Origin of the sequence: Pseudomonas morbosilactucae, assembly GCF_023241715.1 — a bacterium.
Lineage (GTDB): Bacteria > Pseudomonadota > Gammaproteobacteria > Pseudomonadales > Pseudomonadaceae > Aquipseudomonas > Aquipseudomonas morbosilactucae.
The window spans coordinates 1-23,733 of the sequence record NZ_JALQCW010000058.1; the positions used below are offsets into that span (position 1 = coordinate 1).

At 64.1% G+C, this 23,733-nt stretch carries 18 protein-coding genes and 1 pseudogene; 13 read left to right on the top strand and 6 right to left on the bottom strand.

What is annotated here, in order from left to right; all coding sequences use genetic code 11:
* Positions 1 to 188 precede the first annotated feature (188 nt).
* Positions 189 to 1,076 (top strand): threonine/homoserine exporter RhtA, encoded by an 888-nt coding sequence (rhtA, locus tag M1B34_RS20670; protein ID WP_268266096.1) that lies wholly within the window; start codon positions 189 to 191, stop codon positions 1,074 to 1,076.
* A gap of 167 nt (positions 1,077 to 1,243) precedes the next feature.
* Entirely contained in the window at positions 1,244 to 1,525 is a 282-nt protein-coding gene (locus M1B34_RS20675) for a hypothetical protein (RefSeq protein WP_268266097.1), read from the top strand.
* A gap of 13 nt (positions 1,526 to 1,538) precedes the next feature.
* On the opposite strand, the gene M1B34_RS20680 is transcribed toward M1B34_RS20675, so the two are convergent.
* A complete protein-coding gene (locus tag M1B34_RS20680; protein ID WP_268266147.1) occupies positions 1,539 to 2,108 on the bottom strand; it encodes a TetR/AcrR family transcriptional regulator in 570 nt (189 codons plus the stop codon).
* Between the two features lie 92 nt (positions 2,109 to 2,200).
* On the opposite strand from M1B34_RS20680, the gene M1B34_RS20685 reads away from it, so the two are divergent.
* Together M1B34_RS20685 and M1B34_RS20690 are read left to right on the top strand one after the other, a co-directional pair.
* Entirely contained in the window at positions 2,201 to 2,941 is a 741-nt protein-coding gene (locus M1B34_RS20685) for an SDR family oxidoreductase (RefSeq protein WP_268261539.1), read from the top strand.
* Between the two features lie 31 nt (positions 2,942 to 2,972).
* Positions 2,973 to 3,566 (top strand): 2-hydroxychromene-2-carboxylate isomerase, encoded by a 594-nt coding sequence (locus M1B34_RS20690; protein WP_268261540.1) that lies wholly within the window; start codon positions 2,973 to 2,975, stop codon positions 3,564 to 3,566.
* 48 nt (positions 3,567 to 3,614) lie between these two features.
* On the opposite strand, the gene M1B34_RS20695 is transcribed toward M1B34_RS20690, so the two are convergent.
* The 4 genes from M1B34_RS20695 to M1B34_RS20710 form a co-directional block, all read right to left on the bottom strand.
* Positions 3,615 to 5,417 carry an aminopeptidase P family protein gene (locus M1B34_RS20695; RefSeq protein WP_268266098.1) on the bottom strand — a complete coding sequence of 601 codons (1,803 nt, stop codon included), beginning with the start codon at positions 5,415 to 5,417 and terminating at the stop codon, positions 3,615 to 3,617.
* A 60-nt stretch (positions 5,418 to 5,477) separates the two neighbouring features.
* Entirely contained in the window at positions 5,478 to 6,641 is a 1,164-nt protein-coding gene (locus tag M1B34_RS20700) for a cysteine desulfurase family protein (protein WP_268266099.1), read from the bottom strand.
* Positions 6,642 to 6,853: 212 nt separating this feature from the next.
* Positions 6,854 to 7,468: a LysE family translocator gene (locus tag M1B34_RS20705; protein WP_268266100.1), complete on the bottom strand. Its 615-nt coding sequence runs from the start codon at positions 7,466 to 7,468 to the stop codon at positions 6,854 to 6,856.
* Between the two features lie 101 nt (positions 7,469 to 7,569).
* Positions 7,570 to 7,839, bottom strand: a complete 270-nt coding sequence (locus tag M1B34_RS20710; RefSeq protein ID WP_268266101.1) for a hypothetical protein — start codon at positions 7,837 to 7,839, stop codon at positions 7,570 to 7,572.
* 389 nt (positions 7,840 to 8,228) lie between these two features.
* Here M1B34_RS20710 and msuE point away from each other — a divergent pair, with 389 nt between their 5' ends.
* The 4 genes from msuE (at position 8,229) to M1B34_RS20730 (ending at position 12,399) form a co-directional block, all read left to right on the top strand.
* A complete protein-coding gene (gene msuE / locus M1B34_RS20715) occupies positions 8,229 to 8,792 on the top strand; it encodes an FMN reductase (RefSeq protein ID WP_268266102.1) in 564 nt (187 codons plus the stop codon).
* 9 nt (positions 8,793 to 8,801) lie between these two features.
* The gene (gene ssuD / locus M1B34_RS20720; protein ID WP_123328141.1) at positions 8,802 to 9,950 is read left to right on the top strand and encodes an FMNH2-dependent alkanesulfonate monooxygenase; all 1,149 of its coding nucleotides are present in this window, start codon (positions 8,802 to 8,804) and stop codon (positions 9,948 to 9,950) included.
* Positions 9,951 to 10,087: 137 nt separating this feature from the next.
* A complete protein-coding gene (locus M1B34_RS20725; protein ID WP_268266103.1) occupies positions 10,088 to 11,275 on the top strand; it encodes an acyl-CoA dehydrogenase family protein in 1,188 nt (395 codons plus the stop codon).
* Positions 11,276 to 11,298: 23 nt separating this feature from the next.
* Positions 11,299 to 12,399: a sigma-54 interaction domain-containing protein gene (locus tag M1B34_RS20730; protein ID WP_268266104.1), complete on the top strand. Its 1,101-nt coding sequence runs from the start codon at positions 11,299 to 11,301 to the stop codon at positions 12,397 to 12,399.
* A 2-nt stretch (positions 12,400 to 12,401) separates the two neighbouring features.
* Here the strand turns inward: M1B34_RS20730 and M1B34_RS20735 are convergent, their stop codons facing one another.
* Positions 12,402 to 12,797, bottom strand: a complete 396-nt coding sequence (locus M1B34_RS20735) for an antibiotic biosynthesis monooxygenase (RefSeq protein WP_268261547.1) — start codon at positions 12,795 to 12,797, stop codon at positions 12,402 to 12,404.
* Between the two features lie 106 nt (positions 12,798 to 12,903).
* Here M1B34_RS20735 and soxR point away from each other — a divergent pair, with 106 nt between their 5' ends.
* The 5 genes and pseudogenes from soxR to M1B34_RS20760 all read left to right on the top strand — a co-directional run bounded on the left by soxR (position 12,904) and on the right by M1B34_RS20760 (position 23,708).
* Positions 12,904 to 13,350, top strand: a complete 447-nt coding sequence (gene soxR / locus M1B34_RS20740; RefSeq protein WP_123328145.1) for a redox-sensitive transcriptional activator SoxR — start codon at positions 12,904 to 12,906, stop codon at positions 13,348 to 13,350.
* A gap of 179 nt (positions 13,351 to 13,529) precedes the next feature.
* On the top strand, positions 13,530 to 15,368 hold the full coding sequence (locus M1B34_RS20745; protein ID WP_268266105.1) for an AAA family ATPase: 1,839 nt from the start codon (positions 13,530 to 13,532) through the stop codon (positions 15,366 to 15,368).
* Positions 15,365 to 16,009 carry a 4Fe-4S single cluster domain-containing protein gene (locus M1B34_RS20750; protein ID WP_268266106.1) on the top strand — a complete coding sequence of 215 codons (645 nt, stop codon included), beginning with the start codon at positions 15,365 to 15,367 and terminating at the stop codon, positions 16,007 to 16,009. The genes M1B34_RS20745 and M1B34_RS20750 overlap by 4 nt, the downstream gene beginning before the upstream one ends.
* Before the next feature lie 15 nt (positions 16,010 to 16,024).
* A complete protein-coding gene (locus M1B34_RS20755; RefSeq protein WP_268266107.1) occupies positions 16,025 to 22,378 on the top strand; it encodes an AAA domain-containing protein in 6,354 nt (2,117 codons plus the stop codon).
* A pseudogene (locus M1B34_RS20760) lies at positions 22,375 to 23,708 on the top strand (hypothetical protein). The gene M1B34_RS20755 and the pseudogene M1B34_RS20760 overlap by 4 nt, the downstream one beginning before the upstream one ends.
* Positions 23,709 to 23,733: the final 25 nt, after the last annotated feature.

Sequence of the window (23,733 nt, forward strand, 5' to 3'; positions counted from 1 at the left end):
ATTATAGGCCCATAGAATCTGGCGTCAACCCTTAATTCAAAGTTTCTATTGCCTGGCCAAAATTCCACCTGAATCCTGACCTTATATAGAAGAATCACAAAGAATTGAGCAATATATTGCTCAATCCGGTTTAGTTAAGCATCATATCCAGACTCACCCTCCTGACATTGCCCTGGATGACACCCTGCATGAACACCCCACCTCGCAGCCTTGCCTCGACGTTGTTCCCGGTAGGCCTGCTGCTGATTGCCATGGCCTCGATCCAGTCTGGAGCCTCCCTGGCCAAGAGCATGTTCCCAATCGTGGGGGCTCAGGGCACAACAACACTGCGCTTGATCTTCGCCAGCATCATCATGCTGCTGCTATTGCGCCCTTGGCGCGCCAAGCTCAGCGCCAAGTCATTGCGCACGGTAGTCGTTTACGGGCTGGCCTTGGGCGGCATGAACTTCCTCTTCTATATGTCACTGAGAACCGTCCCCCTGGGAATCGCTGTTGCGCTGGAGTTCACAGGCCCACTGGCAGTGGCGATCTACGCTTCTCGACGAGCCATCGACTTTCTATGGATCGGACTGGCGATCATCGGACTCCTGCTACTCATCCCCACTGGCTCGACCAGCACAGGTATCGACCTGACCGGTGCGGCTTATGCACTCGGCGCCGGAGTCTGCTGGGCGCTGTACATTCTCTTCGGGCAAAAGGCCGGTGCAGAGAACGGTATTCAAACCGCAGCGCTGGGCGTGATGATCGCCGCCTTGTTTATCGCCCCAATCGGTATTGTCCATGCCGGCGCGGCTCTGCTGACCCCCTCCTTGATTCCAATCGCCCTGGGCGTCGCTGTCTTGTCCACCGCCCTGCCTTACAGCCTGGAAATGGTCGCGCTGACCCGGATGCCAGCACGTACCTTTGGCACCCTGATGAGTATCGAGCCTGCTTTCGGTGCTCTCTCCGGCCTGTTGTTCCTCCATGAGTACCTTTCGCTGGCACAGTGGATGGCAATTGCCTGCATCATCTGCGCCTCCGTCGGCGCCACCATGACCATGGGTAACCAATCCCACCCACCGGTCGCGGCTGATTGATTAAGATTCAACTCAACTCTGGTATTTGAGGCTCAATTAGGCCATGTTTAGCCGGCTACTGGACGTCGGCCATGGACATGTCGGACAGGGATATCGCAAACACTAAAGACGACAGTTAATGCAGTCACACTCGGGCATAAGATCCGAGGTTAGCGATAAGGACGGGGATGAAACGATTTTTGATACTGTTGGCCGTACTTGCGATTGCAGGCTGCGCAGCGACCGCGGAGACCAAGGTCAAGCACGGTAAAAAAGGACTCCACATCAACTGCTCCGGCCTGTCCTCTTCCTGGGACAAGTGCTACGCCCGAGCCAACAAGTCCTGCGGCCCCGGCGGCTACAAGGTGCTCGCCAAATCAGGCGACGGCACTGAGGAGCCAGGGGATTACCCCTTCGGCTTGAATCCGGCGGGTTATACCAGTCGAAGCATGATCGTGATGTGCAAGTAAACGTCCCCCGGGCTCAAGCGCCGGGCGGATGTTCAAGCTGGTGAATAAGCTCATCGTGACTGGCCTTCAACACCTGGCGCTGAATGCCTGGGCTCACCAGCATCCGTGCGATCACCAGGGCGCCGACACATTGCGAGAGAATCGACCAGGCCAGACTGTCACTGCCCAGGGTCTCGGCCCAAGCCTGCTGTAAACGACAAATCCAATCCTCGGCCTGCTGGCGAACAGCCTGGCTCCCCCGGGAAATTTCCGCACCCAACGCAGGCAATGCACACCCAGCCCCCGGCTGCTCAAGGTGCGCCATGCTTAAGTACTGCTTGAGGCAACGCCGCAGTTGCGCCTGACTCTGCTCTCCCTGCCCGCCCAAACGCTCCAGGCTCTGGCTCAGCTCGCGCTCGACGATCGCGCTGAACAACTCATCCTTGGAGGCGAAGTGACTGTAGAACGCCCCACCACTGAGCCCGATCGCCTTCATCAATGCATCCACACCCACGCTGGAGAAACCTTCCTTCTTGGCGGACACCGCACTGCTTTTTAGCAAGCGCTCCCGGGTTTCCTGCTTGTGATCGGCTGAATAACGCATCTCGCTCCCCTTCGATTCATCACCTTGACGCATGGCGGATCGTAGCATAACGTTCGTTTAGTTAACGACCGTTTACCAAAGAGCGATTCCCCATGACCCACACTGCCAACAATAAAAAAGTCGTACTGGTGGTCGGCGCCGGTGACGCCACTGGCGGAGCCATTGCCAAGCGCTTTGCCGCTGAAGGCTTTTTCGCCTGTGTTACCCGCCGCAGCGCCGAGAAGCTGCAACCCCTGGTGGACGCCATCCAGGCCGTAGGAGGTGAAGCCCAGGGCTTTGCCTGTGACGCGCGCAAGGAAGAAGAGGTGGTCGCGCTGATTGAGCAGATCGAAACCCAGATCGGCCCCATCGAAGCCATGGTGTTCAACATCGGCGCCAATGTGCCGTGCAGCATCCTTGAAGAGACCGCGCGCAAATACTTCAAGATCTGGGAAATGGCGTGCTTTTCAGGCTTCCTCAATGCCCGGGAAGTGGCCAAGCGCATGGTCACCCGCCAGCGCGGCAGCATTCTGTTTACCGGTGCCACCGCTGGCCTGCGCGGTGCGGCAGGTTTCGCCGCCTTCGCCGGGGCCAAGCACGGCATCCGAGCCTTGGCGCAAAGCATGGCCAGGGAGCTGGGCCCCTTGAACATCCACGTCGCCCACGTGGTGGTCGACGGCGCCATCGATACCGACTTTATCCGCGACAATTTCCCGGAAAAGTACGCCCTCAAGGATCAGGACGGCATCCTCAACCCCGAACACATTGCCGAAAACTACTGGTACCTGCACAGCCAGCCCCGGGATGCCTGGACCTTCGAGCTCGACCTGCGGCCCTGGAACGAACGCTGGTAAGCCCCTCCCCGATCACGACAAGGAGTTTGCCATGCGCAAATCCGTGGAGTTTTTCTTCGACCTCGGCAGTCCCACCTCGTACCTGGCCTACACCCAATTGCCAGGGATCTGCGCCGCCACCGACAGCCAACTGATCTACCAGCCGATGCTGCTGGGCGGCGTCTTCAAGACCACCGGCAATGCCTCGCCGATCACCATCCCCGCCAAGGGGCGCTACATGCTCCAGGACCTGGCTCGCTACGCCAAACGCTACCGGGTGACGCTTAATTTCAACCCGCACTTCCCCATCAATACCTTGCTGCTGATGCGCGCCGTCACCGGCATGCAGATGCACCACCCGGAACGCCTGACGGCATTTTTGGATTGTCTGTTCCAGGCGCTCTGGGTCGACCAGCGCAACCTCAACGATCTGGCAGTGGTCAGCGAGGTGCTGGAGGCGGCCGGTTTCGAGCCCCATGCGGTGCTCGACCTGTGCAACAACGAGGCGGTTAAGAGCGCGCTTAAGGACAAGACCGAGCACGCCCTGCAGCGTGGCGTATTCGGTGCGCCCAGCCTGTTTGTGGGTGACCAGTTGTTTTTCGGCCAGGACCGGCTGGACTTCGTGCGCGAAGCCCTGGAGGGCTAAGCGCAGCGGCGCGCCAGCCAGCCGAAAGCTGGTGGCGCGCCGTCTCCCTCAGATCGCCGCCGTGCGGACCTGCAACCACTCCAGCGCGGCGCCCTGCAACAGTGGGCTCAACCGCTCGCAAACCTCGGCGTGATAGGCGTTGAACCAAGCCCGCTCATCCTCGGTCAGCAAGCTCGGCTCCAGACACCGCGTGTCGATCGGGCAGAGGGTCAGGGTTTCAAAACGCAGGAACTCACCGAACTCGGTCTGCCCCGCCTCACGGTTCAACACCAGGTTCTCGATTCGAACGCCCCAGCGCCCGGGACGATAAGTCCCTGGCTCGATGGAGGTAATCATTCCCGGCTGCATGGCCGTCTGTGGCGCCACCGCCGCCTGATAGGCGATCACTTGCGGGCCCTCGTGGACATTGAGGAAATACCCCACGCCATGCCCGGTGCCATGCCCGTAATCCACACCCTCGGCCCAGATCGGCGCGCGCGCGATGGCGTCCAGCAACGGCGACAGAATGCCCCGCGGAAACTGTGCCCGGGACAAGGCAATCACGCCCTTGAGCACCCGGGTGCAATCGCGTTTCTGCTCGGCAGTCGGCGTGCCGATGGGCACCATGCGCGTGATATCGGTGGTGCCGCCCAGGTACTGGCCACCGGAATCGATCAACAACAAACCATCACCTTCGATCAGCGCGTGCTCGGCCGGCGTGGCGTGGTAATGGGGCATGGCGCCATTGGCATTGAACGCTGCAATGGTGTTGAAACTCAGCGATACAAACCCCGGGCGTCGGGCACGAGCAGCACTCAGGTGCTCATCGATGGTCAGCTCGGTGATGCGCTCCGTGCCCAGGGCCGTCTCCAGCCAGGCAAAAAACTCGCACAGCGCTGCACCGTCCTGCTCCATGGCCTGACGGATGTGCTCAGCATCCGCCAGGCTTTTCTGCGACTTGGCCAACGTACTGGGGTTCAAGCCCTCCACCAAGCGGACGCCATCCTGCACATTGTTCAGCAACCCGGCGGTGACCCGTGCCGGGTCGATCTGCAGGCTCGCGCCCACCGGCACCGCACCCAGGGCCGCCGCCACCTCGTGGTAGTCACGCAAGGTGACGCCGTCCTGCTCCAGCACCGCGCGCAAGGCGTCATCCACTTTGCTCAGGGCCACAAACAAGGTGGCCTGCTCTTGGCTGATCAGGGCGAAGGACACAAACACCGGGTTGAACGAAACATCTGCACCCCGCAGGTTAAACAGCCAGGCGATGTCATCCAGGGTGGCGATAAAGTGCCAATCAGCTCCCCGCTCCTTGAGGCTTTCCCGTACCCGGGCCAGCTTCTCCACCCGGCTGACCGTGGCCTGGGGTGGCAAGTGTTGATAGATCGGTTGGTCCGGCAAGGCCGGGCGGTCGCTCCAAAGCTCATTCAACAGGTCCAGATCCGTGCGCAACTGCGCCCCGCGTTCCTGCAACTTGGCGCCCAGGGTCCGCGCGGCGGCCACCGCCATCACCGCTCCATCCACCGCCACCACCCCAGCGGACGGTGTGTGCTCGGCCAACCAGTCCAGCGGGCCGGGTTGGCCCGGACGCAGCTTGACCAACTCGATGCCACTGCCATCCAGCTCTTTCGCCGCCTGCTCCCAGTAACGGCTATCGGCCCAGACCCCGGCAAAGTCGCCGGTGATGATCAGAGTACCCACCGAGCCGTGGAACCCCGACAACCACTGGCGCCCCTGCCAGTAACCCGGCAAGTATTCCGACAGATGCGGGTCCGCCGACGGCACCAGCAAGGCATGAATGCCCTCGCGGCGCATCAGCTCACGGGTCTGCGCCAGGCGCTGGGGAACCACGGGCAAAGGCTGGGTAGTCATTGTTTCTCCTGCTAACCGCTTGAATCGTTCTGATAGAAGGGCAATTCGCCGCCCTCAAGGCTAAGGCTGGGCCCAGAATGCCGGCGCAGCGGCCACGGCATCCTTGAGCAGGCGCGCCGCCTGGTCGATGTCCTGTTCAGTGGTAAAACGCCCCAGGCTCAAACGAATGGTGCGCCCGGCACTTCGAGCGTCGAGCCCCAGGGCCAGCAATACATGGGAAGGCGCATTGCTCGCCGAATTACAGGCCGAGGTGGCGGAAAAAGCCATGGAAGCGCTGAGGGCCAACGGGTCGAAACTGCCTTCATTAAAGGTCAGGCTCAAGGTGTGCGGAATACGCTGGCTAACGCTGCCATTCAAACGCACGCCCGGCACGTCGGCCAACTGCTCCAACAAACGCTCGCGCAGTCGGGCAACCGTCGCCGCCTCTTCGTCGAAATGCTCCTGGGCCAAGGCAAAGGCCTCGCCCATGGCCACGATCTGATGAGTGGCCAAGGTTCCGGAACGCAAGCCGCCTTCATGGCCACCGCCATGGATCTGCGCCTGCAAGCGCTGCTGCGCCCGCGGCCCGACATACAGCGCGCCAATACCCTTGGGGCCATAGATCTTGTGGGCGGAAAACGACATCAAGTCCACCGGCCACTGAGCCAGGTCGATCGCCACCTTGCCCGCCCCCTGGGCCGCATCCACATGCAGCAAGGCGCCATGCTCACGCACCACCTGGCCGATACCGGGGATGTCGTTGACCGTGCCCAGTTCGTTGTTGACCAGCATCAGCGACACCAGAAAGGTGTCTTCACGCAGGGCTTCGCTGACCGCTTGCGCCGTGATCAGCCCTTCGGCGTCCGGCACCAGATAAGTCACCGCCACCCCGGCGTCCTGCAGTTGCCGAGCGGTGTCGAGGATCGCTTTGTGTTCGATCTGGCTGGTAATCAGGTGGCCGCCGGCACTCCCGCGCGCCTGGGCGACGCCCTTGAGGGCCAGGTTGTTCGACTCGGTGGCGCCGGAGGTCCAGACAATCTGCTCGGCACGGGCGCCCAGCAAATCGGCGACCTGCTGCCGCGCACGTTCAACGCTGCGCCGGGCCTGCTGACCGAAGGCGTGGGAACTGGAGGCCGGGTTGCCGAAATTACCGGAAAACCCCAGGCACTCCACCATCACCCGGATGACTCGCTCATCCACCGGAGTGGTGGCCGCGTAGTCGAAATAAAGAGGACGTTCATTCATGGCAAAAACCCGCAGAGCCTATTCCAGAATCGAAGTGTGCACAGAGATCACCCCGCCTGGCCGAGTCACCACGCCGGGTAACGTCATATCAGGACAGGCTCCGGGCAAGACCCGATCAAATGCAGTTAAAGAAGGACAACTTCATTTAATAGTGCGTAGGAACGCTCCTGGCGCGAGCTTAACAGGCTGCGGGCACCGGCATGAAGCCCAGATCAACCCAGGCTTTCCAGCAACAACGGATACAGGGAAATGACCAGCAAGGCCGCCATGCCCAGATTGAACAGGCGCAGCCAGCGCGGGTTACGCAGCGCATTGCGCAACAGGCTGCCACAGGCCGCCCAAAGGCTGACGGTCGGGGCGTTGATCAAGGCAAAGACCGCGGAAATCACCAGCACATTGGTGAAATAACCCTGCAACGGCGTGTAGGTGCTGATGGCCCCCACCGCCATGACCCACGCCTTGGGGTTGACCCACTGGAACGCCGCTGCCCCCCAATACCCCAGGGGCTGGCCCCGGCCGTCCTGGTTCTCGGCCATGGGACCCGAGCAGGCGATTTTCCACGCCAGGTACAGCAGGTAAGCCGCGCCGACATAGCGCAACACGCTGTACAGCAACGGGTAGGCCTCGAACACCGCGCCCAGCCCCAGCCCAACCGCCAGCACCAAGACAAAGAAACCGCAGCTGATACCGAGAATATGGGGAATGGAGCGGTTGAACCCGAAGTTCACACCGGATGCCAGGAGCATGGTGTTGTTCGGTCCGGGGGTGATGGAAGTGACCAGGGCAAACAAGGCGAAAGCCAACAACAGGTCAGGCGAGAGCGTCATAAAAGTCTATCCGCAGGCAGGGTCAGTCAGGCCTTGACCCTATCCCAGGCACCGCCGGAAACCCACGGACAGTTGGGGAAAACTTTCAGCCATACAGTGCCTCAGCTGGGCCGGCCCAACAGGCTGATACCGCGCTGCACACTCATTTCGCCCTGCTGATCAAAAGCCCCGGGGCGTTGCGGCTGGCCGAGCAAACGAGCTTTTTGCTGCTGGTAGTCGTCGAACGACAACCCGCGCCGGCTCAACGCCTCAAGCGCCAATTGGCGACTTTCCTCGGCCGTATAAGGGCGCAATTCGGGGCTGACGTGGCTCGCACAGCCGGCGAGAACGGAAACGGCAAGCAGCAAAAAAACAGTGAGAAAACGGTTCATGGCTCAGTCCTGGGAAGCGGGTTGCGAACAATGGACACAGGCTACTCGCGGCCCTTGCAGGTGAAAAATCAACACGCTCGATAGTCGCTATTGACCGCCCAGTCCAGCCCTTCATATTCATTAAAGTTCTATAAATATGGAAACAAGCTCTTTTGAGGAATAACAACAACCCTTTATAACAGGCCCATCCCGTTGCTCGACTGTTGCCAGGGCAACTGTTCACCAGGCAACAGCCGATCAACAAAACACCGCTCAACCAACAGCAGCGCCACACCCACAAAACCGCCACAAGCCCCGCGTTACAAGGCCTTGACGGTTTGGTACAGCTCTTGCTCAAGCACTGACACTTCTCACTGCTCGTTGAGCCACTGTTTAAAAAGGAACTGATCATGTCGCGTCCATTGCAAGTCGTTGCGGTATCCGGCGGTACCTGGCGTCCATCCCGCACCCTGGTGCTGACCCAAGCCGTACTCGCCGAACTGGCGACCCAGTTGCCGATCGAAAGCAAGCTGATCGAACTGGGGGATATCGCCCGGCCATTGGGCGCCGCACTGTCGCGCCAGGAATTGCCGGACGAGATCGAAGCCGAACTCAAGGCCATCGAAAACGCCGACCTGCTGATCGTCGCGGCACCGGTGTACCGCGGTTCCTACCCGGGCCTGCTCAAGCACCTGTTCGACCTGATCGACCTCAACGCCCTGATCGACACCCCGGTATTACTGGCCGCCACCGGTGGCAGCGAGCGCCACGCCCTGGTCCTGGATCACCAATTGCGGCCGCTGCTGAGTTTCTTCCAGGCCCTGACCCTGCCCATCGGCGTGTACGCCACCGAAGCCGACTTCACCCACTACCAAATAACCAGTGAGCCCTTGAAGGCCCGCATTCGCCTTGCTGCAGAACGCGCCGCGCCCCTGTTCGGCGTGCATCCAAAAAATCTGCTGAAAATCGCTTAAGGACCTGTCATGGATGTTTTCTGGTTTCTCCCCACCCACGGCGACGGCCATTACCTGGGCACCACCCAGGGCGCCCGCCCGGTGACCCTCAACTACCTCAAGCAAGTGGCTCAGGCCGCAGACAACCTCGGTTACCACGGCGTACTGATCCCCACGGGTCGCTCCTGCGAAGACTCCTGGGTCATCGCCTCGGCCTTGGTGCCGCTGACTGAACGCTTGCGCTACCTGGTGGCGATTCGTCCGGGGATCATCTCCCCCACCGTCTCGGCACGCATGGCCGCGACCCTCGATCGCCTGTCCAACGGCCGCCTGCTGATCAACGTGGTCACCGGTGGCGACCCCGATGAAAACCGTGGCGACGGCAGCTTCCTCGACCACAGCGAACGCTACGAAGTCACCGACGAGTTCCTGCAAATCTGGCGCCGGGTGCTGCAAGGCGAGGCCGTGGATTTCGAAGGCAAGCACTTACGCGTGCAAAACGCCAAGGCCCTGTATCCGCCAGTGCAGAAGCCCTACCCGCCGCTGTACTTCGGTGGTTCTTCCGAAGCGGCCCACGACCTGGCTGCCGATCAGGTCGATGTCTACCTGACCTGGGGCGAACCGCCGGCCGCCGTCGCGCAAAAGCTCGCCGATGTGCGTGAGCGCGCGGCCCGCAAAGGCCGCACGGTGAAGTTCGGCATTCGCCTGCACGTGATCGTCCGCGAAACCGAAGAAGACGCCTGGAAAGCCGCGGGCAAACTGATCGAGCACATCAGCGACGAAACCATCGCCGCCGCGCAAAAATCCTTTTCACGCTTCGACTCCGAAGGCCAGCGGCGCATGGCTGCCCTGCACGACGGGCGTCGCGACAACCTGGAAATTGCCCCCAACCTCTGGGCCGGTGTCGGCCTGGTGCGCGGTGGCGCCGGCACGGCCCTGGTGGGCAACCCCGAGCAAGTGGCGGCACGCATCAAGGAATACGCGGACCTGGGCATCGAAAGCTTCATCTTCTCGGGCTACCCGCACCTGGAAGAGGCCTATCGCTTCGCCGAACTGGTCTTCCCGTTGTTGCCCGAACCCTACGCCAGCCTGGCCGGACGCGGCATCACCAACCTGACCGGGCCGTTCGGCGAAATGATCGCCAACGACGTGCTGCCCAACACCCCGAAGGCCGGCTAAAGCGCCCTCTGCACGCCCGCTAGCGCCGCTGCCCGGCGCCGACCCAGTACGAGGTCGCGCCGCCCAGCTGGCGATCAGCGCAACGCGCTTGCCCCTATCCCCTGGTCGCCCCAACGACCACGAACGAGGAACACCGCGTGACTGCCAAGCCGCAAAGCGCCCTGTTGTCCCCCCTGCAGACCGCCCGCCAACTGGCCGCCGAGTTTGCCCTGACCGCTGCCGAACGCGACGAGCGCGGCGGCACCCCCAAAGCCCAGCGCGATGCCCTGCGCCAAAGCGGGCTGCTGGCCCTGAGCATTCCGCCCCAATATGGCGGCCTCGGCGCCAGTTGGAGCGACACCCTGAACATCGTTCGCGAGTTCGCCAAGGTCGACAGTTCCATCGCCCACGTCTTCGGCTTTCATCACCTGATGCTGGCCACGGTGCGTCTGTTCGCCAAGCCCGAGCAATGGCAGCCCTGGTTCGAGCAAACCGCGCGCAAGAACTGGTTCTGGGGCAACGCCCTCAACCCGCTGGACACCCGCACCCTGGTCAAGAATCTGGGTGGCTGGCGCGAGTTCTCCGGCAAGAAGAGTTTCTGCTCCGGCGCCAGCGACTCGGAAATGCTCATCGCCTCGGCGGTGGATGAAAACAACGGCGGCAAATTGCTGATCGCCGCCATCCCCAGCGGGCGCAGCGGCATCACCCTGCACAACGACTGGAACAACATGGGCCAGCGCCAGACCGACAGCGGCAGCGCCAGCTTCGAGCGGGTGCGGGTCGAAGAATCGGAGCTGCTGCTGGACCCGGGCCCACTGAGCACGCCGTTCGCCTGCCTGCGCCCATTGATCGCCCAGCTGACCTTCACCCATATGTTCCTCGGCATCGCCGAAGGGGCCTTTGAGGAAGCCCGGCAATACACCCTCACCGAAACCCGGGCCTGGCATAAATCCAGCGCCCAGGAAGCCCACCAAGACCCTTATGTGCTCAGTCACTATGGCGATTTCTGGGTGGCCCTGGAAGGCATGCGCTTGCTGGTGGAACGGGCCGCCGACCTGCTGGACAAGGCCTGGGCCAAGGGGCCGAGCCTGAGCGCCGAAGAGCGCGGGCACCTGGCCACCGCCATCGCCGCCGCCAAGGTCGCCACCAGCCGCCAGGGCCTGGACCTGTGCAGCCGCCTGTTCGAAGTCACCGGCGCCCGTTCCACCCATGCGTCCCTGCGCCTGGACCGCCACTGGCGCAACCTGCGCACGCAAACCCTGCACGACCCGCTGGATTACAAACTCCATGAACTGGGCGACTGGGCGCTGAACCAGTCGCTGCCGACGCCGACCTTCTACTCCTAGCCTTCTATTCATAGAGCGTGCCCATGCAACTTTTGACGTTACCGCCCTCGCCCGCGCTGGCCACCTCGATCCGGGCCACCGCCCAGGTCTTCGAAGACCCGAAATCCCAGGCCTTGCTCGCGCATTTGCAGCAGGTCGCGCCCAGTGAAGCCAGCGTGCTGATCATCGGCGAGACCGGCACCGGTAAAGAGCTGGTGGCGCGGCACATCCACAACCTCAGCGCCCGGCGCAACCGGCCCTTTGTCGCGGTGAACTGCGGTGCGTTCTCCGAATCCCTGGTGGAAGCCGAACTCTTCGGCCATGAAAAAGGTGCCTTCACCGGCGCCCTCAGCGCCAAGGCCGGGTGGTTCGAGGAGGCCAACGGCGGCACCCTGTTCCTCGATGAAATCGGCGACCTGCCGATGGCCATCCAGGTCAAATTGTTGCGGGTGTTGCAAGAGCGGGAAGTGGTGCGCCTGGGCTCGCGAAAAAGCATCCCCATTGATGTGCGGGTGTTGGCCGCTACTAACGTGCAACTGGAAAAAGCCATCAACGCCGGGCATTTCCGCGAGGACCTGTACTACCGACTGGACGTGGTCAGCCTGGAACTCAGCCCGCTGCGCGATCGCCCCGGCGACATCCTGCCCCTGACCCGGCACTTTATCGAGGCCTACAGTCAGCGCCTGGGCTACGGCACCATCAGCATCAGCAAGGAGGCCGAGCACAAGCTCAAGGGCTACAGCTGGCCGGGCAATATCCGCGAGCTGGAAAACGTCATTCACCACACCCTGTTGATCTGCCGCAACGGGATCATCGAGCGCGACGACCTGCGCCTGTCAAACATGCGCATCGAACGCCAGGACGACAGCCATGGCGGCCACGACGACTCAGCGGAAGCCCTGCTCGACCGGGCCTTTCAAAAGCTCTTCGAAGAACAGGCCGGCGCCCTGCATGAAAAAGTCGAGGACGCTCTGCTGCGTGCGGCCTATCGCTTCAGCCATTACAACCAGGTGCACACCGCCAACCTGCTGGGCCTGAGCCGCAACGTCACGCGCACCCGGCTGATCAAGATCGGCGAACTGGCGGTGAATAAACGGCGGCCGATCGAGGGCCCCAGCGAACGCACCCTGCAGTTGTCGATCTAGCCTCAATTGACCCGGTGCTGGGCGTCCAGTCGCGGCTCCACCAGCAGGCAGTGCAGCGCGTTGTCCGGGCTGCGCTCGATGCTGCGCAGCACCTGGAACGAACCGAAGGTCACGGTCCTGGCCTGATGGGCGTGAATCAGGTACCAGAAGTCCTGCTCGCCGTTTTCAAAACTGCGAAAGGCCGCTTCGCCGGCCTCCCGTGATTGCCACTGCAGGTAATTGAGCACGCGCCGGCCATCATCGCTGGCCTGTACGCTGGCACTCAAAAAGCCCCGGTACGAACGGGCCAGGCGCTCGGTCTGCTCGGACAACGCCGCCACCAGCGCGGGCTGTTGATGGGGCTCGATTTCAAATTCGATCAATTGCGTAAAGCTGCGGTTCTTCTCGGGCGCGTGCATGGCTCATCCCCACTGACCAGTAAATCTCAAAGATTGCGATTCGACGGTGCGCAGGGTAAAACCTCGAGTTAACTAGAGGTCAAGCAACTTTTACCCGGGGCCGGCGATGATCAGCAAAGACAACATCCACAAGGAATTGACCGTCGGCCAGCTCGCCCAGCGCAGCGGCGTGGCGGTTACGGCCCTGCACTTCTACGAGTCCAAGGGGCTGATCAGCAGCAATCGCAACGCGGGCAACCAGCGCCGCTACCATCGAGAAGTACTGCGCCGGGTGGCCTTGATCAAAATCGCCCAGCGCCTGGGTATTCCGCTGGCCACCATCGGCGAAGCCCTGCGAGCCTTGCCCGACGGCCGCGCGCCTACCGCAGCGGACTGGAAAAACCTCTCGGCCCAATGGCGCAATGACCTGGACAACCGCATCAACCAACTGATCTGGCTGCGTGATCAACTCAACGGTTGCATCGGCTGCGGTTGCCTGTCCATGGAAGCCTGCCCGCTGCGCAACTTTGGCGACGTGCTGGGCGAGCGCGGGCCGGGGATTCATTTGGATTGAAGATGGGCAGAGAGCCCGTCGCTGCCAAGCCATCACCTACAACACCCATCCCTCCTATAGGAGCCGGCGTGCCGGCGATAGCGCCCTCAAACCAAGACAAGAAAACTCCGAGGGCATCGTCAGCAAAATCGCCCCTATGCTAAGGTCGGCGCCTGCCTCCTACGACGAGTCTCGCCTCCATGCCACGGACTGCTTCCTTCGAAAAGCCACGCTGGCTTCGCGACCTGCTGCGTTTCCTGCCCCTGAAAAGTCAATTCGTGCTGTCCGGCAACGTCCGCGACCTGCAGGCCAGTGAAGTGGCGCCCGGGGTCATCACGCCCCAGGCCTTCAACCTCAACCTGCGCGACGAATTGCTGGCGGCCGGCTACAGCCAGGTCATCAGTTGGGACCCACTGGCCGGCTTTCGAGTGCTGCAGCCCCCAGGCGCCGACCTGGCGATCGCCGACACTCTGCTGCGCGAGCTCGGCCTGACCCCGGTGGAAGGCAGCGCGCCAGCCGGCACCGACCTGCTCAGCGCCACCCTGCAACGGCTGGTCAATCGCACCGGCGAACCGCTGGCGCTGATTGTCGATTTCGCCTCGCGCCTGGTCATCCGCAACGACGCCCTGACCGCCGCCGAGCACCAGCTCTTCACCCAGGCCCTGGTGCTGTCCCACCAGGCCCGTGGGCGCCCGGCCGGCGAGCAGCGCAAACCGTTTTTCAACAGCATTCTCTGGGTGGTGGAAAAAGAAGGCGACTTGCCGGACTGGATGCTGATCGACAACCCTCGGCTGCGCCATATTCCCGTCTCCAAACCGGACCAGCAGGCCCGCCTGGCCCTGGCGCCGGCGTTGTTACGTGGCCTGGCCGGCAGCCAGGACGCCAGTGAAGAAACCCAGCAAAAAGCCGCCCAGGCCTTTGCCGAGAACACCGAAGGCTTGTTGCTGCTCGACCTCAATGCCATTGCCCAACTGGCCCGGGTCGAAGGCCTGGCCCTGGAGCGCATCGGCGATGCAGTGCGGCGCTACAAGGTCGGGGTCACCGAAGACCCGTGGTTGAAGATCGACCGTCAGCGGATTCGCCAGGCCGATGACTTCATCCGCCAGCGGGTCAAGGGCCAAAGCCACGCCGTGACCCACATGCTGGATATCGTCAAGCGCGCCATGACCGGGGTCGGTGCCAGCCGCAAGGGCAACCGCCCCCGGGGCGTGGCCTTCCTCGCCGGCCCGACCGGGGTGGGCAAGACCGAGTTGGCGAAAACCATCACCAGCCTGCTGTTCGGCGATGAAAGCGCATACATCCGCTTCGATATGTCGGAATTCAGTGCCGAACACGCCGACCAGCGTCTGGTCGGTGCGCCACCCGGCTATGTCGGCTACGACGTTGGCGGCGAACTGACCAATGCCATCCGCGAAAAACCCTTCAGCGTGGTGCTGTTCGATGAAATCGAAAAAGCCCACCCGCGCATCCTCGACAAGTTTTTGCAGATCCTCGACGACGGCGTGCTCACCTCGGGCCGGGGCGACCGGGTGTATTTTTCCGAGGCGCTGATTGTCTTCACCTCCAACCTCGGTATCTACCGTCAGGGCGACAACGGCGAACGGGTGGCCAACGTGTTGCCCGGGGAAACCTTCCCGGTGGTCCAGGGCAAGGTTCTGAGCGAAATCGAGCGCTACTTCAAACTGGTGCTCAACCGCCCGGAGATCCTTAACCGGATCGGCGAAAACATCATCGTCTTCGACTTCATCCGCGAGGACGTGGCCGGGGAAATCTTCCACCAGATGGTCGGCAATACCCTGGCCGACCTCACCGCCCAGGCGCTGCACATCGAGCTGGAAGCCGGCTCCCTGCAAAGCCTGCGCGCCCTGTGCCTGCATGACCTGTCCAACGGCGGCCGGGGCATCCGCAACCAGCTCGAAGCGCACCTGATCAACCCGCTGGCCAGGGCCCTGTTCGACCAGGACGCCCAACCCGGCGAGCACTTCCTGATCAGCCAGTTGAACGCTGAAGGCCTGCTGCTGGAACGTCGTACGCTGTGAACATCAGCCTGTCGCGGGTGCACTTCCCGGTCACCACCCTCGGCCCGGGACGGCGCCTGGGCATCTGGTTCCAGGGTTGCAGCATCCGCTGCGAGGGCTGTATTTCCGCCGACACCTGGGGCCCCGGCAAACAGCCGCTGGCCCTGGAACAATTGCTGGAGGACATCCAGCCCTGGCTGGTCGAGGCCGAGGGCATCACCCTTTCGGGCGGCGAACCCTTCGACCAGCCCGAGGCCCTGCTGGCCTTGCTCGGCGCCCTGCGCCAACGCACCCGGGCCGACATCCTGGTCTACAGCGGGCACACCCTGGAGACCCTGCAACCCCTGCTGCAACGCGCCCAAGGTTTGCTCGATGCATTGATTTGCGACCCCTTCGAGCAACAACAGGCGCAAACGCGGGTCCTACGCGGCAGCGATAACCAACGCCTGATTTTTTTCACCGAGCTGGGTCGTCAACGCCTGGGCGCCTACGAGCGTCCCTTGCAGGCTGACGACCGGGCCCTGGACCTGATGTTCGATGACGATGGCAGCGTCTGGATGGCCGGCATCCCTCGCCGTGACGACTTGTTGCACCTGCGCGACCTGTTGCACGACCAGGGCCACCAACTCCAGATCAGCGCCCATACCTCACGCCGCCGTTAACCGGAATTGCCCCCGATGATACGTTTTTGCCCCAACTGCCAGACCGCACGCCCGCTGGCGGAAATCTTTTGCGAAGGCCAACTGGCGGATCACCGCCCCTGTGGCTGGGAGCTGTCCGCCGAGGCCATTCACCCCGATGGCTGGCACCCGCAACCGGTGATCACCCAGGAACGGTTGGCGCAGCAACAGCAGGCCCTGGAGGCCGCACCCGTTGGCCTGCATTGCAGCGCCGGCCACCCCATGGACCCGGGCGACATGATGTGCCTGGTCTGCGGCGCCGACCCAGCCAGCGCCGAACCTGCCACCCCCGACAGTGAGCCCGTACCGGCCAGCACCAGCCCGGAACCGGCAGCCGCCAGCGGCGAAACCGTGATCGATGGCTGGCGCCTGCTGCGCCAGATCAGCAGCACCGGGGTCCGCGAACGCTTTATGGCCGAGCACCTGGACAACGCCCACCAGGCGGTGCTGACCCTCTACCAGGCCGGTGCCGAACCCGACCCGGCGGTCTACGAAGTGCTCAAGCGCCTGCCCCGCGAGCACGTGCCGGACATCATCGCCACCGGCCGTTGGGACGAACGCGCCTATGAAGTGGCCGAAGAACTCACCGGCGGCACCCTGGCCGACCTGGGGATGGTGGTCACCGACGTGAGCGCGGTGCAGCACATCGTCCGCGAACTGGGCCAGGCCCTGCATGCCTTCAGCGAAGCCGGCCTGCGCCACCGCGACCTGCGCCCGGCAACCCTGCTGGTGCGCAGCCGCGAACCGCTGGACCTGGTGATCAGCGGCTTCGGTTCGGCGCGCCTGTCAGAGTTCGACCTGGACATCGTCTCGCCCCTGGAAACCAGCCGCTACATGGCCCCCGAAGCGATTGCCGGCGGCGTGGCTGCAGCGTCGGACTGGTGGAGCCTGGGCATGATCCTGCTCGAACAGTTGACCCAGGGCGCCTGCTTTGCCGGCATCAATGCCAATGCCTACCTGATCCATATCCTCGCCAACGGCGTGCTGCTGCCCGAGGACCTGGACCCGCAACTCGACCTGCTGCTGCGCGGCCTGCTGGCCCGGGATCGCCACCAACGCTGGCAATGGCCGCAGGTCCAGGCCTGGCTCAACGGCGAGGCGGTCAGCGCCCCCGCCGCCATGGCCGCCGAAGAAGACAACGCCGAAGGCGCGACCCTGACCCTGGGCGACCGGCGCTTTCGCAAACCCCGGCTGTTTGCCCTGGCGGCCGCCGAAGCCCAGCACTGGGCCCAGGCCCTGGATCACCTGCTGCGCGGGGTGATCGTGACCTGGGCCGAGCAAGCCGGCTTGGCCCCCAAGCTGCTGGCCGGCCTGCGCCAGGTGGTCCAGCACGAAGGCCTGGAAGACGACGTGCGGCTGATGCTCGCGCTCAAGCTGCTGAACCCGGAAATGCCCTTGATCCAGCGCGGCGACATCGTCACCCCGGGCTGGCTGCTGGAACACCCCCTGGACGGTTATCGCCTGATCAGCGGCCCGGCCCCCGACCTGCTGGAACGCCTGGAAACCGAACACTGGCTGACCCGGCTCAAGGTGCGCGCCGAGCAAGTGCGTCAGCGCGCCCAGCACCAGTCCATCGAGCTGGACGAAGACCAGTTGCGTATCTACCTGCTCTCTACCTCCCGTGCACGCCTGGCGGCGCAGTGGGAAGAGCGCCAGCGCTTGCTGCCCGACAGTGAGCACCACGGCGTGCTGTCGCTGTCGGACCGCCGGTTGATCAGCGAAGAAGACCTGATCGTGCTGCTCAGCGCCGCCATCGGCCAGTTCCGCTCGGTGGACGCGATCCTCGAAGAAGCCGCGCAACTGGCCCGCGACGCCGTGGTGCTGAGCTTCGAAACCGACGCTGCACAGGCTTTGCTGGAACAGCCACGGCCGCAGATTTACCGCGATGTCGACGAGCGCATCAGTGGTTTCGCCCGCTGCGGCGTGCCGGCAATCGACGACTGGGCCGAGCAGTTCCGCCTGGAGCGGCGCATGCCATTGGCCCGGGCCCTGGTGCTGTTGGCGATCCCGGCCGAGCAATGGCTGGAGCCGCAAAAACAGCACTATGTGTCGCAGATTCTGGATTTCTTCGAGAAGAAGGTCGCCAGCGTAGTGATGCGCGGGCCCCTGGTGCGCATGAGCATCGGCAAAACCACGGCCCGGGTCGACCTGCACGAACTGCACAGCGAGCGCAGCGCCGCGCCAGCGCTGCTCGATCACTTGGTGGCGCGTAACGCGCAGCCGATTGCTCTGGACCCGGGCTGCTTCGCTGGCAACGACGGGCTGGAGGGGCGCTTGAACAGCCTGTACCGGCAAAGCTCGCTGTACAAACGCGACACCGGCATCGACGGCCTGTACCTGGGCTTCCCCTTCCTCCTGACCCGCGACCCGCGCGGCACCACCCGCACCCGCATCGCCCCGCTGCTGCTGTGGCCGGTCAAGCTGCTGCTGGAAGTCGGCAGCCGGGGCCAGGTGTCCCTGGTGTTCGACAGCGAACGCGAAGAAGTGCGGCTCAACCCCGGCCTGGAAACCCTGCTCGGCATCGACGCCAGCAAGGTCTGGCGCAAGACCGCCGACGAACTGCTGGGGCGTTCGGCACTCAAGGCCGCCGACGTGATGGACGCCTTCGGCATGCTCGCCACCGCCCGCTCGCGAGTCCTGGGCGCACTGCCGCCAGCGACCACCGAAGTGCTGGCCTACCAGGACCAGTTGGCCTGCGCCGCGGTGCTGTTCCACGTGGCCTTTATGGGCCAGGCCATTGGCGAAGACCTGCGCCAGCTCAAGGCCCTGCCGCCCGGTGGCACCGGCTTGGAAACCGCCCTGCGCCTGAATGAAGGCAGCACCCAGGCACCGCCCATGGAGGTGGTGCCAGAGCTGCAGCGCTTCTTTACCGTGGCCAGCGACCCGTCCCAGGAAGCCGCCGTGCTCCAGGCCCGGCAAGCCCCCGGGCTGCTGGTAGAGGGCCCGCCCGGCACCGGCAAGAGCCAGACCATCGTCAACATGGTGGCCGACGCCATCGGCCGCCAACGCAGCCTGTTGATCGTCTGCCAGAAGCACGCTGCCCTGGAGGTGGTGCACAAGCGCCTGGTGGCCGAAGGCCTGGGCAACCGTATCGTCATGCTCAATGACATCAACCGCGACCGCGAACCGGTGATCCGCAGCGTGCGCGAACAACTGGAAGCCCTGTTCAAGGTCGAGGTGCTGGAGCAACCCTGGCTGCGCCAGCGTGAACGCCTGGCGGCGCGCATCGAAGCCCTGGAAGGCGAGCTGGACCGTTTCCACCAGAGCCTGCACCGCCTCGATGAACACACGGGCTTGAGTTACCGGACCCTGCTCGGCGAACTGATCGGCCTGGAGCAAGGGGCTCCGCCCCTGGACATGCCGGTGCTGCGCCAGCGCCTGGCAGCTCTGGACATCGCCGACCTGACCCGCCTGGAAGAAGCCTGCGCCCCCCTGACCCGGCTGTGGTTGCCGGCCCGTTATGAACACAGCGTGCTGGCCCAGGTCCAGGCCTTCCCCACCGACAAGGCCAGCCTGCAAGCCTTCGACAGCAGCCTGCGGGCGTTCCAGGCCGCCGAAAGCACGCGCCTGCAGACCCTGCAAGCGCACCCGGCAAGCTTCGAGGTCGAGGACCCGGCGCCTTACCGCGCCTGGCTCGACGGCCATGTGCAAAGCCTGCTCGGCCTTGATGACAACCATCGCCACCTGCTGGCTCGCTGGCTGCCGCTGTTTCGCAGCCATGGCGGCGAAACGCCTCAGGGCGACGGCCTGATCCAGGCACTGGAACAGCTGGACCTGCAATTGCAACAGTGCGACCCGGCCCATTACCTGGCCAACCTGTCCCCGGCCCTCAGCGCCTTGCCGGCCGCCGAACTGCGCGCGCTGCAGCAGCGCACCCGCAGCCTGATCCAGGGCCAGTCGTGGTGGGCCCGGCTCAACCCACTGCGCCTGCTGCGGCGGAGCAAAGTCCTGGGGTTCCTTAGCGAACACGGTGACAACGCCGGCGAACAACGGCTGCCGGCCTTGCTCAACGCCGCGTTGCTGGAAAACCAATGGCGCCCGCTGCGCAACCAGCTCGGCCAGTTGCATCAACAGCTGGGCCTGGCTGACGTCACCGCCGACATCGGCCTGAGCCTGCACCCGCTGGTGCGCAACGACCTGCGGCAACTGCAGGAAATCGGCGCCCTGGCCCAGGGCCTGGCCGAAGCGCCACGGGTCGACCAGGTGGACGCCGCCATCCTCACGGGTGAGCGTCAATCCCTGGACGCCCTGCTGGCCGACTACGACGCGGCCTTTATCCGCTGCAATGTGCGCCAGCTCAGCCTCGCCGCCCTGCAACGCCTGGGCGACTGGCTGGAGCCACCGCTGTTGGCGCAACTGCACACTGCAGTGAGCCAGAACCAGAGCAACCTGCTGGTGCTGAACCGCCTGGACGATGCCCTGCCCACGCTGGCGGCCTATCAGCAATTCCGCAGCCGGGTCGGCCAACTGTCAGCCGCCGACCTTGAGCTGTTCGCCGTGCTGCGCGAACAACAGGCGTCTCTGGATGCCGTGCCGCCCGAGCAACTGGAAGCGCTGGTCCGCCGCCTGCTCAATCGCGAGGCGCGCCTGGGCTGGAAGCGCCGCATGGAACAACAACTGCCGGAGCTGATGCTGGAGCAAAGCGAAACCGCGGCGAAAATCGCCAGCCTGGCCGAAGCCGATGCGCAGATGCGCCTGCTCAACCGCCAGTTGCTCAGCGAAGGCATCGACGCCGCGCGCTTGGGCACCCGCAAACAGTGGGAAGACGTGACGCGCCTGACCGGTCGCCGCTCGCGACGCCTACGGGAATTCATCGAGATGGGGTCGAGCCTGGGCCTGATGAGCCTGCGCCCGGTATGGCTGATGAACCCCGATGTGGCCAGCCGGGTGCTGCCCCTCAAGCCCGGCCTGTTCGACATCGTGATCTACGACGAAGCCTCGCAGATGCCCGTGGAGTTCGCCCTGCCAACCCTGTATCGCGGGCGGGTCACGGTGGTCAGTGGCGATGAAAAGCAAATGCCGCCGACGGCGTTTTTCTCCAGCCGGGTCGAGAGCGACGAGGCCGAACTGTTCGACGGCGACCTGCCCGACGACCAGGACAACGAAGAACAGCGCGAGCAATTCGAAGACACCTGGAACCGCCGCGAGATCAAGGACTGCCCGGACCTGCTGCAACTGGCCCGCAGCTCGCTGCCGGCCACCACCTTGCAGATCCACTACCGCTCGGCCTACCGCGAGCTGATTGGCTTTTCCAACGCCTCGTTCTATGGCAACCGCCTGAGCATTCCGGTGCGCCACCCAGAGGCCAACATCCTCAGCATCAAGCCCCTGGAGCTGATCCGCGTCGACGGCCTCTACCAGCAACAGACCAACGCCCTGGAAGCCGAGCGCGTGGTCGAGCACCTGGCCCAACTGTGGCTGACACCTTACGAGGCGCGGCCGTCAGTGGGCGTGGTGACCTTCAACCGCAAGCAGGCCGACCTGATCGAGGAATGCCTGGAACGCCGCGCCGAGCAAGACCCGGTGTTCCGCGCCGCTTACAGCCAGGAGCGGGAACGCAGTGAAGACGGCGAAGACATGTCGGTGTTCGTCAAGAACGTGGAAAACGTCCAGGGTGACGAGCGCGACATCATCGTCTTCTCCTCGACCTTTGGCCGTAACAGCCAGGGCAGCTTCCGCCGCAACTTCGGCGTGCTCGGGCAGACCGGAGGCGAACGGCGGCTCAATGTGGCGGTGACCCGGGCGCGGAAAAAGGTGGTGATGATCACCTCGATGCCAATCGCCGACATCTCCGACATGCTCAGCACCCAGCGCCCGCCGGCCAGCCCCCGGGACTACCTGCAGGGCTACTTGGAATACGCAAGGGCGCTGTCCGCCGGGGAGTTCAGCACCAGCCAGAACGTGCTCGGCCGCTTGCTCACCGAGCGCCCGGAAGTGCGCCTGCAACACAGCGCCCACAGCGACGGCTTTACCCAGGCCGTGGCGGCCTTTGTGCAAAGCCTGGGCTGGACCGCCGCGCCGGCCAACGAAGGCGATGCCTTCGGCCTGGATTTCGCCATCGAGAACCCGGCCACCGGGCTCTACGCCATCGGCATCGAGTGCGACACCCCACGCCACGCCCTGCTCAGCCGCGCCCGCTCGCGGGAAATCTGGCGGCCGTCGGTGTTGCGCCGGGCCATTCCCCATATCCATCGGGTTTCGTCCCAGGGCTGGTACCAGGATGGCGACGCCGAGCGCGCACGCCTGCAAGCCGCCATCGAGCGCGCCTTGAGCCTGGCAGTGGTGACCCCGGTCACCGTCACCGAGCCCGAAACAGCGCAGCCCCTCCTCGACACGGAAGACACCCCATGAGCGGCCCCAAAGTCGTACGCATCGTCACCCGCGAAGAAATCCTCGCGATCTGCGCCGGCCACCTGCGCCGCCTGGAAACAGCCATCGCCCGCTGGGAACAGCACGCCACGCGGATCGGTGAACTCAACGCCAGCGAACAGGCCGCCACCTACGCCCGTCGCGACCAGCTACAGCGCTTGATCGACGCCGACCAACTGCGCGAGCTGCAAACCCGAGTGCCCATCGAGATCGAGTTTCTCCAGCGGGACCTGGCACAGCGTGAAGCGCGGGCGGTACAGCGCGCCACCGAGCAGCGGCAATGGCAGCGGCGCCTGCGGGAGAATGCCGCGACCCTGCTCAAGGCCCTGCACGACAAGGACGCGCCAGCCGCACTGCTGGAGCAACTGCAAGCCCTGGCGGACGGCCAAGGCAGCGAGCAGGCCGAACGCATTCTGGCTCAGGGCTTTGCTGCCTTGAGCACAGCACCGGCGGAAAGTCGCCTGAGCGAAGCGCAACAGCAATTGGCCCGCCGCCTGCAAACCGACAGCGCACCGCTGACCCTGGCCCAATGGCGCGCGGCCCATGAACAACGTGAACCCCGCCTGCTGGACATCGACCGCCATATCGCCCACCTGCAAACCCTCGACAGCCACGCCAGCGCCGAACCGTACTTGGCCAAGCTGACGTTGATCGAAGAGGAACACCGGCCCCAGCAACGCAACCTGCTGCTCGACAGCCTGGTCCTGGAATTGGCCGCGCCACCCGTGCCTGCAACGAGCGCCGGGCGCGCTGGGCGCAGTTGCAGGACCTGGCGGCGGAAGTCGAGACCCTGCTGGGCGAGACCGCGGAGGCCTTGCTGAAGCAGGTGCAACAGTGCACGGCCGAGGATCTGGAAACAGTCAGCGCGCTGAGCGAGCAATGCACCGCGCTGATCGCCGAGCATCTGCAACAGCAAGCCGCCCTGGCTCGCCGCCAGGCGGTATTGGAAGGCCTGAGCAGCCTGGGTTATGAAGTGCGCGAAGGCATGGCCACGGCCTGGGCGGAAAAGGGCCGGGTGGTACTGCGCAAGACCGCGACCCCGGGCTACGGCGTTGAAGTCGGCGGCAGCGCCGACAATGGCCGCCTGCAAGTGCGTGCGGTGGCACTGACGGCCAACCACGACACCCAGCGCGACAAGGACATCGAAACCATCTGGTGCAGCGAATTCCAGCGTTTGCAGGCACTGCTCGCCGCCCAGGGCGATGACCTGAGCATCGAAAAAGCCCTGGCGGTCGGCGCCGTGCCACTTAAGGAAGTGGCGCTGGACGCCGCTCTGGAACAGCAGGACGTGCGTCAGCTGCGGACCTTGTAACAGCGCCCGGCGAGCACCGGGCGCT